Here is a 14,152-nt window from a genome sequence, read left to right as displayed (position 1 = left end):
GATGATGAAGCCCATTTGTATGGGAAGAAAGAATTATCTGTTTTGCGGATCGGAACTAGGGGCAAAGAATGCTTCTATGTTATACTCAATTATTGAAACATGTAAGATGAATGGATTAAGGCCGGTGAAATATATAGCGGAAATTTTAACTAAATTAACGGCAGGAGAAACAAATTACATGTCACTATTACCTATCAACAATAATAAAGAATACTAATTATTGGATAAAGAGATGCTATATACTCCACTACAGAGTATAGAAAAAGGGACAGCCATACAATGAGTGCTTACGAAACTAATTACGAAATAGCTTTACTAATCTTGCTCGATGGTGATGCGGTAAGGAATAAAACTATGTGTGGATGAACTTGTTCAAACCAGTACTGAAGTAAGCAGAGCCATGTACTTGACTTGCTCAAGTCTCTTACATCATTTCATTGTATGTAGTACTCCATCCCCCACTCAAAGGAACCCAAGCCCACATTCCACCGACTTTTGCCCACGTGATGAATCTATATACCCCGCTTGTTGGGCATATATATTCAGCGTGGTGAGTATATATACCTACTACGCTGAATATATAAATCCATCAGCTAATTTGAAAAAACTGAATGCGCTGAAAGCACTCTACCTTGTTTGCAGTATCTTTCTGCGAGGGATGTCTTTTTCCGCTTTCAGCCGCTATTTCCTCCTATCAAGGCGTTTGCAGACAACACTGAAACGGCTGAAACCGGATTATAACATGAATATTCAATAAGAGGGTTTTGGCAAGGTCAGAACCGGATAGTTGGGTGTTTTAATCATTGTCTTTTTGAGATAAGAACCATTTCTCCGATGGAACGGGTTGATTTGGTGAAAAGTGAATATTTAATGGCTATTTTTTAAATATTGATTTTTGTTGTTGTACCTATTTTTGTGACGTTGATTTTAGGAGAAAAACCAATTGTTTGATTAATGGAGACTCTTATTGTCAGCGAATAGAAAATCTTAATAACTTAAATTTATGAGAAACAAATTCTTTTTATGTCTTTTCGTGTTAGTATCGCTAACAGCTTGTAAAGACACTAAATGGGTAGAAGTTCCGGGTGGAATGCCCCCTGAAGGAGCAATCACCGGACAGCCGGGAGTGGATGATCCGGCTGAGAAAACATTAATCAATTGTCAATACATTGGTGGTGACCCTTTCGAATTAAACCGTATTCCGGTAGAAAATCTGATTGTCAGCAATGATCTTATTTATTTGGCTGCGCGTCCTTATGCTAATGGAGATATAGCTTTTGACTTGCCTATAAATGATGCAACTTTTACAGGCGGGGTTTCGCATGAAGCTACTTATGAGGGACGTAGCGGTGTGATAAAATTTGACGGAACCGGAAAAATGAATGGAAAAGATGGATTATTGCATTCTACAGAAGAGACATTTAATAAAAGTTTCACTTTTGCTACCTATATATTTATAGATGAGTGGGTGCCCGGAGCATATATCTTTAAAAAAACAAGTGGAGATAAAGTGTTGGCTGCCTTACAATTAGGTGCTAACGAGCAGACTGTGAGCTGGGCGTTGGGAAATGCATCAGTGACAGCAGGTACCTATGTGGATGCCAAGGGTTTGGCTCCGGGAGCTTGGCATTATCTGGCGGTAGATTATGATGGCAATAAAAAGCAATTCAGGATTTTTGTAGATGCGTGGTCTTCTACGCTTGACAAAGAAATCGTATTGCCTACTGCCCGTGCCGATTTTTATATAGGTGAAAACTTCAAAGGCCGTTTGGATGAAACTTCTTTTTGGAGTATGGCAGCAGGTACTGGTGGGAAGAATGGTATAAAATTCGATAATTGGAATATGGTAGCAAAAGTGTTGGCTTATTGGCAATATGATGATTCTACCAATCCGGGGAAGGACTCTCACACTTGGTTGGACCGTTGGAAAAAAATACGCGAAACCTTGGCAGCTCAGGTAGGTAATGACAGCCGAAAATTACGATTAGGATTCGGCAGCGGGCAATGGAGGCAAATGATGAGTGCTGATAATACGCGTACCGCATTTGCTAATAATTTGAAGAGTGTTTTGAAGGAATATGAATTTGATGGAGTAGACCTTGATATTGAATGGCCTACTACGGAGACAGAATATGCTAACTACAGTGCGACGATTGTGAAAATCAGACAGATACTTGGCAAAGACGTATGTTTCTCCGTATCCCTTCATCCGGTTGCTTATAAAATTTCGAAAAATGCGATTGAAGCTTTGGATTTTATGTCTTACCAATGCTACGGACCGGCAGTGATGCGATATTCTTACGAGCAATTTGTAAAAGATGCAGAAATGGCTGTTGAGTACGGGATTCCGGCAGATAAACTGGTTCTCGGTGTGCCTTTTATCGGGACTACCGGTGTAAATGGAGAACAAGTCTCTTACTCTGATTTTATAAATGGTGGACTTTCGGATGTTGCTTTGGATGAATTTACGTATAATGGCAAAACGTATACTCTTAATGGTCAGAATACGATTCGTAAAAAAGCGAAGTATGCTTGTGAGGAAGGCTATAGAGGAATAATGAGTTGGGGGTCCGATGTGTCGGTAAATAATGAAAAATCATTGTTGAAAGCGATACAAGAGGAGTTTGTTGCTTATGAGATTAATAATCCCAAGTAAATGTAATCTTAATTATTAAATGTAATATTATGAAAAAAGAAAAATTAATGAAGATACAAGAACGACTTGTTTTTCTTCTGATTTTCCTATTCTTATTGCCGATAGGGGTCATTGCCCAACAAAAGATGATTACGGGGCAAGTAGTGGACGAACAGGGAGAAGCTGTTATTGGCGCCAGTGTGATGGTGAAAGGTGCAAAAACCGGAACAATTACGGATTTGGACGGAAATTTTTCTGTTCAGGGAAAAGCGGGGCAAACGCTTTCTATAAGTTATGTTGGCTATACTCCATTGGATGTGAAAATTACAAAATTACAAAACAATCGATTCGTATTGAAGGAAAACACGGAAGTGCTTGACGAGGTTGTTGTTGTCGGTATGGATACGCAAAAGAGAAATACAATTACGGCGGCGGTATCTGTAGTGAAAGGAGATGATATCGTCAATCGTCCCATAACGGACCTCACCAGCGCTTTGCAAGGTAATGTAGCAGGATTAAATTTCGCATCGGATGCAATGGGAGGAGCTAAAGGAGGTGAGTTGGGTACGGATATAAAATTCAATATCCGTGGTGTTGGCTCTATCAATGGTGGCGAACCGTATGTATTGGTAGACGGAATCGAACAAAGTATGCAGAATGTGAATCCCGCCGATGTTGCTAGTATCAGTGTGTTGAAAGACGCCTCGGCAGCCGCGATTTATGGTGCCCGTGCCGCCTATGGTGTGGTATTGGTTACAACTAAAAGTGGAAATTCGGAAAAAGCTAAAGTAAGTTATTCGGGAACAGTTGGTTTTAGTTCTCCTATCCGTACTCCACAGATGATGAATTCTTTGGAGTTTGCTTATTATAATAATGCTTTGTATGATGCCGGTGCATCTGCTTCGGGGATTAATAGAATCTCAGACTCGGTTATAGAAAAGATTAAGGGATTCATGCAGAATCCATATTCAGAGGAATTTCCGGGAATAGATGTATCTAGTAACGGAGAAGACTGGGCTAGTGCATATTATGCCCAGTATGGCAATACGGATTGGTTTAAATACTATTACAAGGATAAGTCCATTCGTCATTCACATAATTTGAGTGTACAGGGTGGATCGCAGAAGATAAACTACTATATCGGTATGGGATATGTCTATCAGGAGGGCTTTCTGGATCATGTTAAGGATGATTTGAGCAAGTATAATCTGAATACAAAGCTACAGGCGAAGCCTACTGACTGGTTGAGATTCAACCTAAATAATAATATAACTTTGCAAATGATAAAACGTCCGATGCCCAACCAGTCTATTATTTATAATAAGATAGGTTCGCATCGTCCGTCACAAGTAACACATTTGCCGATTGATTCAAAATATAATATTCCCAGCTGGAACGAAACGCTTTTCATGCAAAATTCGAATTATGAAAATAATCGGCTTTCAGATGCCTTGTCAGTATCCGCTACGGCTACTCTAATGAAAGGATGGGATGTTACGGCTGAAATGAAGATACGTTTTGATGTAGAAAATAACAATATGATTCTATATGAGAATCCGCAATATGAAACTCCTTTAGGGACGCTAAAACCGGGTGATGCTACTGGACGCAGGCAAGGATTCTCTTATCCGAATATCGATTGGAAGTTAATGAAGTTCGGTTCTTATGCCCGTGGAAGTCTGTTCAATTATTATTTGTCGCCTAATGTGTCCAGTATGTATATTCAGCAATGGGGAAAACATTCTTTCAAGGCAATGGCGGGATTCCAAATGGAAATGAAAGAAGATTCCAATGAGTATATGTATAAAGATGGAATGATGAGTAATGATATCTTTTCTTTTGCAAATGCCAGCGGGAACGTCATAGCCGGAGAAGATCGTACACATTGGGCTACAATGGGGGCTTACCTTAAGTTGAACTGGAATTATGACAATATATATTTCTTTGAGTTCAGCGGGCGTTATGATGGCTCTTCACGTTTTGCAAAAGGAAACCGTTGGGGATTTTTCCCTTCATTCTCTGCTGGTTATGATATTGCCAGAACAGATTACTTCCAGAGGCTGAAACTTCCGGTGTCTCAATTGAAAGTCCGTGTGTCTTATGGTCGTCTGGGTAATCAGAATGGAGCCGGATTATACGATTATCTGGCTACTATGTCATTGGATGCTTTGGGATCTAATGGTTGGTTATTGCCTACTGCCTCTTCTGCCAGTGCTATCAAGGGAACGATAGCAAAGACCCCTAAAATGGTAAGTCCGTTTATTACATGGGAAAAAGTGGATAATGCAAACTTGGGACTTGATTTGATGCTGTTCGACAATCGGCTTTCTTTAGAAGCAAATATATACCAGCGCATGACAAGGGATATGATTGGCCCGGCCGAAGCTATTCCCGATATTAGTGGTATAGCTTCCGAAAACCGCTCTAAAATAAATAATGCTACATTGCGTAACCGCGGATGGGAGCTTTCGGTGAACTGGCATGATCAGCTGAAATGTGGATTTAGTTATGGCGTAGGATTCAATGTGTTTAGCTATAAGGCTGTCGTTACCAAATATAATAATCCGGATGGAACCATTTACAATAATCACACCGGGTATGGTCCTAATAAAGGATATTATGAAGGGATGGATCTTGGTGAGATTTGGGGGTATCAGGCTGACGACCTTTTCATGACAAACCGTGAGATTGACGATTACTTGCGAAAGGTGGATATGAGTGCGCTCAAGCCGGATGACATGTGGCGTCGTGGAGATTTGAAATATATAGATTCCAATAATGATGGGAAAATAGATGGTGGTGACGGTACGATATACAATCATGGTGACTTGAAGATTATTGGTAATACAACTCCCAAATATTCGTTCGGTATCAATTTGAATGTGGGATATAAGGGTTTTGAAGTATCTACTTTATTGCAAGGAGTGGCAAAAAGGGATTTCCCGATTTCGGGAAGTAGCTATATGTTTAGTGCAGGTAGCTACAACTTCAAGGAGCATCTGGATTATTTCAGCCCGGAGACTCCGAATGGCTTTTTGCCTCGTCTGACTAGCTGGAAAAATAATCAGGACTTTTATGTAAATACAGGGTATAATTCAACTCGCTATTTATTGAATGCAGCTTATATGCGTATGAAGAACCTGACTGTATCATATAATTTCGATAAGAAGTTGCTAAAACATATCGGTATTAGTCGACTGAAATTGTATGTAGCATGCGATAACCTGTTTACTGTAACAAAATTGCCAAAACAGTTTGACCCGGAAACGCTTAATCAGGTGAACGGAATGGCTGGAGGTACTACTACAGAGGCTCCGGGTCTAACCTCACCGGTCGTATCTAATGGTAATGGTATGGTGTATCCGCTAAACCGGAATTTTGTATTCGGACTTGATTTTACTTTTTAAATAGAGGATAATGATGAAAAAAATATATTTATTAGCAGTAGCTTTAGCCGGTACTTTATTGACTTCCTGTTCTGACTTTCTGGATAAAGTGCCTTTGGTGGTGCCCAGTAGCGAGACATTCTTGACGAATCAAAGTGCCGTGACTAATTATGTCAATGGTTTGTATATTGCTCTTCCTTCTGCAGGTGCCTATGGCATGGGAATAATGGGAGAAGAAAAGAATAGTGATAATATGGTAGCCATGGTGTATGACAGGCGTATGAACGGAGAGTTGCAAGAATCTATCGGAGGCGTAACAGAATGGCAGAAAGGATACCAGAATCTACGTAGTGTCAATTACTTCTTAGAATATTATAAAGTACCGGCAGCTGAAGAAACGGCGGAAGTATTATCTCTGAAAGGAGAAGCCTATTTCTTTCGTGCATATTGGCACTATTACTTGTTGACTAAATTCGGCAGTATTCCTGTGATGGACAAGTTTTGGGATGGAAACGCTACCGTTGGCGGGTTACAGATTCCGGCACGTGATCGTTCGGCAGTGGCACAATTCATTCTTGATGATTTGAAGGCAGCTAAAGAGTTGCTATATTCCCGCAGCAAATATCAGGGATTGCGTATTTGTAAAGAAGCTGCTATGGTTATGGCGATGAGAGTGGCACTCTTTGAAGGTACGTGGGAGAAATATCATAAAGGTACTGACTTTGCTGCTGCCGAGTATAAATCAGATGATTTTTTGCAGCAAGTACTTACTTTGGGGGATGAATTGTTTCAAATGGGTATTACATTAAACACAAAAGAGAATGATAAATCAGTGAAGAATATTGATGATGCGTATGGAAACCTGTTCAATTCAAAAGATTTGTCGGCTACCCAGGAAGTGTTGTTTTGGAAGAAATATTCAATTGCCGACAACTTGGTTCACAGTTTAAATACGAATTTATCCAGTGGAATGTGTGATGCTGAAGGACCAGCCGGACTTTCTCAATCATTAGTAGATAATTATTTAAGTGTGGATGGCAACTTTATTGATCCCACAGCCGCAAAATTTAAAGATTTCAATGAATCTTTTAAGGATAGGGATGGTCGGTTGCTGGCCACTGTAATGCATTCGGACTGTAAATACAAATCGATGACAGTGAAAGGAGCTAAGAAAATGCTGGTGAAGGCTTATTCAGAGGAAGATAAAGATTTAATCAATCCTCCTCAAATTGTAAGTACCGGAAATCAGAGTAATACTACCGGCTATCATATCCGTATGGGAATTGATACTACATTCGTAAGTGGGCAGGGAGAAACTGCCACTCCAATGATTCGTTATGCAGAAGCCTTGCTGGCTTATGCAGAAGCTGCGGAAGAATTGGGAAAATGTGACGCTGCTGTTTTGGAGAAGACTATAAAGCCATTACGCGAACGGGCCGGAGTCACTTATCTCGCTCCATCAGCTATTGATCCCAATTTCCCTGATTTTGGTTATACAATTTCTGCCAATCTGCAAGAAATCCGTCGGGAAAGACGCTCTGAACTGCCATTGCAGGGAATGCGTTTGGATGATTTGATGCGTTGGAGAGCACATAAGTTATTCCAGGGGAAACGTGGCGGAGGCGCTTACTTTGGAGCCGGCAGCGTTTTATATAAATCAATTGATCCGAAGAATGAAGAATTGGCTCAAATTCTGGTAGACAATAACGATTACTTGGATCCACTGAAAAATGTTCTTCCACGTGGGTTCCAGTTTGATGCGGGACGTGATTATCTACTTCCGATTCCACCGAGCGAGATATCATTGAATAAAGAACTGACACAGAATCCGGGGTGGCGCAAAAATTGAGAAGCATCAACTTAAGTTCATTGATAATTATAAAGAAAAAAACATGAAGAATATATTCTACAAACTATTTTCAATATCTCTATTGGGTGTATGCTTGATGGGATGTGAAGATGAAACTAAGTATTTGCCTTTACCACAAGCTGTTCCTTTTACGATGACTGTCAATAATACGACTTTTGTAATGGGCGAAAAGTTAGTTGTCGATTTGGATATTAATCCGGATAAGGATGGAAGCGAGGTTTTGGCTAACGAAGATTTTGATATTTATTTTACCGCTAAAACTGGTACGGAGGATGTGTCCGGCGTATTCAAAGATTTTCATAACATCGTTACTTTTCCGAAAGGTGAGAAGAGTATTCGTGTTGAGTTCCCTCTGAAAGAAACTGGATTGGAAGGAAGTAAAAACTTTAATTTTGTAGCTTTTTCCCGCGGATACGAGATTGGTAACCCTAGTTTTCCTATGAAAGTGTCCGATTACTATCGGGTAAATATGGCAATACAAGGCAATGCGGACAATATAGTAACGGAAGGTGATAAATTTGTGTTGGTAGCCAGTCTGGATAAACCGAGGGCAATACCTATTGTGGTAAGTATCAGCGCAAAAGCGGAGGATGAGAGCTCTTTTGAAAATTTGCCCAGTGAACTGACTATTCCTGCAGGAGCGCTGAACGCAAAAACTGACCCTATATCTTTAGTTATGGATGGAGCGAAGACAGGAGACAAGGAGTTGACATTGAATTTCACTTCAAACTCTGAAGCTAATCCGATGAAGTCTGATAAATTAGTAATTATGATGACTGACCTCGAATCTCTTGCCAATCCGGATATGTATGATCCGACCTTGGTGTATGAACATCCGGAATATCCATTTGTATCTAAAGGCAATAAAAGCAAATTCGATGCTTGGTGGGGGAGTGACAGAAGCTCGTCTGTAGAAATAACCGGAAAAACGGGTGCTAAACCTGGAACTGATTATGCTTCGTTAACTTCGCATCCCAACCAGAAATTAGCAGAGGAAGGATGGAAATTCTGGAGTGGCGTAGAGTTCCATTTTATACAAAGCTCTTTCGGGTGGAGTATGCCGACGAAGCCGAATACGTCGTTTGGTAACTATAGGCATTGGTCTTTTAATTATATTCCAACTAAATCAATACAAGATGTGTTTGCTGCTAATCGCGATAAATGTTCTAATGTAACAGAAGACGGTATTTATCAATTGTGGGTACAAGCTGGTTCCACACCGGGAGACGGACTTGGTGCGAGTAGAGATTACGGTTCGGCTGCTGTATATATTGGAAGAGGCGGTTCAGGTGCTTCTACCCGTTTTATACACATCAATCCGGGAATGCGTATAGAAATGAGAGTGCGTGTGACGGGAGATCGTACGGGTATTGTTCCGGTCATTGAGCTTAGAGATGCACCTGGGGGCGTATTTGATAAACAAATACAGAGAATCGATATTCTTAGAAATACGAAAGGAAACTTGGTGACACAAGGTGTTTTCTCGACAATGGAAGATGGTACTAAAACAAGCCCACTCCCCAAAATTGGTGATTATAATATTTATTGGGTAGAATTGACTACAGATGGAATAAAAGTAGGAATCAATGGAAGTACGAATGTAGATGTCCCTTCGACAAGTTCTTGGGGTTTTGCTCCTGCAGATGGCTTGGCTTTGGATTTCCTTTTTGCTCCGGCAGACAATCGTCCGGACGGATGGGATAGTGTATTGAAGGCTATTTCCGAACCTAAGACCGATCCGAATACACCTATGATGGAAATTGATTGGATTCGTTTTTATACGAATAGCACGTATTCGGACGAAGGTGTGACATACTGGGCAAATGCAGGTCAATTATTCTACTAATATAGTGTTCTGCTTTCAATAGATTAATTGATAAAATGTCGGAAGTCAGGTGTTTATGCATCTCTTTCGACATTTTCACTCTTAAAAGTTTTATTACCATGAAGAAAGAAATCTTAATTATTCTCGTGCTATTGACGTCTTTGATTAGTATGCATGCCGCCAACTTGACATCTCCCCCTATTTCAATAGTTCCCCGTCCGGCGCAGGTCGTGCCGGGAGAGGGCAACTTTACCTTCTCTTCTCAAACGCTGTTTTCGGTAGAGAACCATGAGCAGGCTGTCATCGTCCGCAACTTTATAAACTTATTGAAGAGAAGCTCGGGGATCACCTCACAGTTGGCAATAGGTGGCAGTGAGAAGAGCCATGTCTGCTTTACAACCGACTCTTCTTTAAAAAGCGAAGCCTATCAGTTGGCAGTTACTCCGGAACAGATTCAGGTAAAGGCATCGGATATAAAAGGCTTTTTCTATGCATTACAGACCATCCGCCTATTGTTGCCGTCGGCTGTTGAAGGCAATCAACAGGCTAAGAATATCCGATGGAGTATCCCCGCAGTAACCATTCAGGATGAGCCACGCTTCGGCTATCGGGCATTGATGCTGGATGCCGCCCGTTTCTTCATCCCCAAGGAAAACGTGTTGCGTATCATCGACTGTATGGGCATGCTCAAAATCAATACGCTTCATTTCCATCTCACGGACGATAACGGCTGGCGATTGGAAATCAAGAAATATCCCCGTTTGACGGAAGTGGGAGCATGGAGAGTGAACCGCATGGACGTTCCCTTCTATTTCCGCCGTAACGCCGAACCGGGTGAACCCACTCCTATCGGTGGATTTTATACACAGGAAGATATTAAAGAAATGGTCTCCTATGCTGCCGACCGCCAGATAGAAATTATCCCCGAAATAGATATGCCGGCTCACAGCAACGCTGCACTGGCTGCCTATCCGCAACTGGCCTGCCCCGTAGTAGACAGTTACATCGGAGTAATTCCGGGTTTGGGCGGAAGTAATTCGGGAGTGATTTATTGTGCCGGAAACGATAGTGCATTTACATTCTTGCAAGATGTTTTAGATGAAGTGATGGCAATCTTCCCTTCGCGATATATTCATCTGGGAGGAGATGAGGCGCAGAAAGGGTACTGGAAAAAATGCCCGCTTTGCCAGCAGCGGATAAAGAAAGAGCACCTTGCCAACGAAGAAGACCTGCAAGGTTACTTTATGAAACGGATGAGCGACTATGTACGCAGCAAAGGACGCGAAGTGATAGGTTGGGATGAACTGACAAATAGCAGTTTCCTGCCGGAAGGTGTTATCATCCAAGGCTGGCGCGGACTCGGTACGGCTGCTTTGAAAGCCGCGGAAAAAGGACATCAGTTCATTATGACCCCTGCCCGCATCTTGTATCTGATTCGTTATCAAGGCCCGCAATGGTTCGAACCCCAGACCTATTTCGGAAATAACACGCTGAAAGACATCTACGATTACGAACCTGTGCAAGCGGACTGGAAACCGGAATATGCTTCTTTGTTAAAGGGCGTACAGGCATCTATGTGGACGGAGTTCTGCAATAAGCCGGAAGATGTCGATTATTTAGTGTTCCCCCGTCTTGCCGCCCTGGCGGAAGTGGCATGGACACAGCCCGAACACAAGGACTGGACTGCGTTTTTGAAAGGACTGGATGCCTATAATGAGCATCTGACAGCTAAAGGCATCGTTTACGCCCGTTCAATGTACAACATCCAGCATACGGTAACTCCAAACGATGGAATGCTTGAAGTGAAACTGGAATGTATCCGTCCTGATATGGAGATACATTATACGACGGACGGCAGCGAACCTACGGCAACTTCACCGCTCTACGAAAAAATAGTGCCTGTAAAAGAGGCGCTTACCCTAAAAGGTGCAACTTTTGCGTACGGCAGACAGATGGGAAAGACATTGATACTTCCTGTCCGATGGAACCTGGCTACCGCCAAACCTGTACTGGGAACCAATCCGACTGAAAAGCTCCTGACGAATGGAATACGCGGAAGCCTGAAATATTCGGATTTCGAGTGGTGCTCATGGGCGGACAATGACTCTGTCTCTTTTACGATTGACTTGCTGAAGCCGGAAATGCTGAACACGTTGACATTGGGATGCATCACGAACAATGGAATGGCTATCCATAAACCGGCATCCGTGAGGGTGGAAGTTTCGGATGATAACTCCAAGTTCCGCGAAGCCGTTGTGCAGAGCTTCACGTCTGAAGAGATTTTCCGTGAAGGGAATTTTATAGAAAACCTGTCATTGAAACTGGGAGGCACACAGGCCCGTTATGTACGTGTGACCGCCAAAGGTCCGGGAGTTTGTCCTGCATCTCATGTGAGACCGGGACAGACATCGAGAATCTTTTTTGATGAAGTGATGCTGGAGTAAGACAAGCCAGGCAGGTGTGGAGGGCGGCGCATAAGCGCGGATTATTTTTTAAGTCTAGTAAGGTGGCGATTGATTAAATAGGCTATATATAGCTTGCGTGTTGGAGCTATAGATCCAACACGCAGGTCATATATGCCGTACACATTGGATCTATATGTCCAACACGCACGGTATATAGCTCCTGTAAGTGGCTGATAATTAGTGCTATTCTACCAGATTTTTTGCTCTATCCAATGCTACGTTGATATTCGGGCAGATATTCTCTTTTCCCAGCAACTCGTAGAATCCGGCTTTCTCCAGTACATTATGCACGTTATCGTTGACTCCCGAAAGAATAATGGTAGTCTTTTCCTTCTGCGACATTTCGCAGAGAGCAGTCAGGTTATGAATACCTGTGGAGTCGATGAACGGAACCTTGCGCATACGGATGATACGTACTTTCGGGCGGTCTCCCAGTTGTGTCATTGTTTCTTCAAACTTGGTAGCGATGCCGAAGAAATAAGGGCCGTTAATTTCGTATACCTCTATACCTTTGGGAATCATCAGGTTTTCTTCGTGTACGGTAATATCCGATTCTTTGTTCGGGTCAATCTCATCGGTAATCACCGAGATTTCGGTAGTCTCCATGACACGTTTCATAAAGAGGACGCAAGCAATCACCAGTCCTACCTCGATAGCGACAGTCAGGTCGAAGATAACAGTCAGGAAGAACGTGATAAGCAATACGGTGACGTCTGATTTCGGATTCTTCAGTAAGGCTCTGAATACACGCCATCCACTCATGTTGTAAGATACGATGACCAGTACTCCGGCAAGGCATGCCATCGGGATATATTGTGCGAGTGGCATCAGGAAGAGCAGAATCAACAGTAATACTACTGCATGAATGATTCCGGCTATCGGTGTCTTACCCCCGTTGTTGATATTCGTCATGGTACGGGCGATAGCTCCGGTGGCAGGAATACCTCCGAACAGAGGAGCTATGATATTGGCTGCTCCCTGTGCAATCAGTTCTGTATTGGAGTCGTGGCGGTCGCCTATCACACCGTCGGCTACCGTGGCAGACAGCAGCGATTCGATAGCTCCCAATACGGCAATGGTGATAGCTACCGGAAACAATTCCCTGATAGCTTCCCAATCCAACGCAGGCACAACGGCATCGGGCAACTCCGATTTAATGGTGAAGCGGTCGCCGATTGTCTGGATGCAGTCGATTCCTCCGAAAGTTTTCATCAGGTAAACAGCTATCGTCACTACGATGATGGCAATCAGCGAGCCGGGAATTTTCTTTGAGAACTTCGGAGTGATGGCGATAATAATAATGCTGACAATACTAACGATGGTATTCCACCAGTTGATCGTGTCGAAGTGTCGGAAATAAATCAGCCACTTCCCGACGAAGTCTCCCGGCACTTTCTCGTCTCCGAAAGATAAACCGAAAATATCGGCAATCTGGGTCGTGAAAATAGTGACGGCGATACCGCTGGTAAATCCGACGATGATAGGATAAGGAATGAATTTGATGACAGCTCCCAGCTTGAACACTCCTAATAATACAAGGAGTACGCCCGCCATTAGCGTGGCTACAATCAGTCCGGCCTCGCCGTATTGTTGTATGATGCCATAGATAATGACGATAAATGCTCCCGTAGGACCGCCGATCTGGACTTTGCTGCCTCCCAACAGAGAAATGATGAATCCCGCAATGATAGCGGTGATAATACCTTTTTCGGGTGAAACTCCCGAAGCGATACCGAAAGCGATAGCCAGTGGAAGCGCCACGATACCTACGATGATGCCGGCCATCAGGTCCGCCATAAACGTTTCTTTCGAATAATTCTTTAGACAAGAAACCAGTTTGGGTTTAAATTCAAATAGCTTCATTTTTAGATGTTGTTATACGTGTATTCTGTACTTTTTTGCAAACTAGAGGTTGCAAAATTAGATAAAATAATCGAAATAAGTATGTTTTTGAACATACTATTTGTCTGT

8 protein-coding genes are annotated in these 14,152 nt (G+C 42.4%); 7 read left to right on the top strand and 1 reads right to left on the bottom strand.

Translation table 11 applies throughout. The features are described 5' to 3' along the window. The 7 genes from BSAG_RS24480 to BSAG_RS07095 all read left to right on the top strand — a co-directional run. Positions 1-217: transposase domain-containing protein (locus BSAG_RS24480; RefSeq protein WP_008997651.1), on the top strand; the 217-nt coding region annotated here is incomplete at its 5' end. Between the two features lie 381 nt (positions 218-598). Continuing rightward, entirely contained in the window at positions 599-757 is a 159-nt protein-coding gene (locus BSAG_RS25020) for a hypothetical protein (protein ID WP_008020181.1), read from the top strand. Positions 758-1,003: 246 nt separating this feature from the next. Further along, positions 1,004-2,656, top strand: coding sequence for a glycosyl hydrolase family 18 protein (locus tag BSAG_RS07075; RefSeq protein ID WP_004312871.1), 1,653 nt, complete (start codon positions 1,004-1,006; stop codon positions 2,654-2,656). Positions 2,657-2,685: 29 nt separating this feature from the next. Continuing rightward, positions 2,686-6,042, top strand: a complete 3,357-nt coding sequence (locus tag BSAG_RS07080; RefSeq protein ID WP_004312870.1) for a SusC/RagA family TonB-linked outer membrane protein — start codon at positions 2,686-2,688, stop codon at positions 6,040-6,042. 13 nt (positions 6,043-6,055) lie between these two features. Next, entirely contained in the window at positions 6,056-7,870 is a 1,815-nt protein-coding gene (locus BSAG_RS07085; RefSeq protein ID WP_008023680.1) for a RagB/SusD family nutrient uptake outer membrane protein, read from the top strand. A gap of 43 nt (positions 7,871-7,913) precedes the next feature. Beyond that, positions 7,914-9,737: a DUF5006 domain-containing protein gene (locus BSAG_RS07090; protein ID WP_004312867.1), complete on the top strand. Its 1,824-nt coding sequence runs from the start codon at positions 7,914-7,916 to the stop codon at positions 9,735-9,737. A gap of 98 nt (positions 9,738-9,835) precedes the next feature. Next, positions 9,836-12,160 (top strand): family 20 glycosylhydrolase, encoded by a 2,325-nt coding sequence (locus BSAG_RS07095; RefSeq protein ID WP_008770496.1) that lies wholly within the window; start codon positions 9,836-9,838, stop codon positions 12,158-12,160. Positions 12,161-12,364: 204 nt separating this feature from the next. On the opposite strand, the gene BSAG_RS07100 is transcribed toward BSAG_RS07095, so the two are convergent. After that, positions 12,365-14,044: a SulP family inorganic anion transporter gene (locus BSAG_RS07100; protein ID WP_004312865.1), complete on the bottom strand. Its 1,680-nt coding sequence runs from the start codon at positions 14,042-14,044 to the stop codon at positions 12,365-12,367. Between the last annotated feature and the right edge of the window lie 108 nt (positions 14,045-14,152).

Source organism: Bacteroides sp. D1 (assembly GCF_000157095.2).
Taxonomy (GTDB): domain Bacteria; phylum Bacteroidota; class Bacteroidia; order Bacteroidales; family Bacteroidaceae; genus Bacteroides; species Bacteroides xylanisolvens.
The sequence above is the reverse complement of the archived record's forward strand: the minus strand, read 5'-3'. Positions and strand labels throughout refer to the sequence as shown.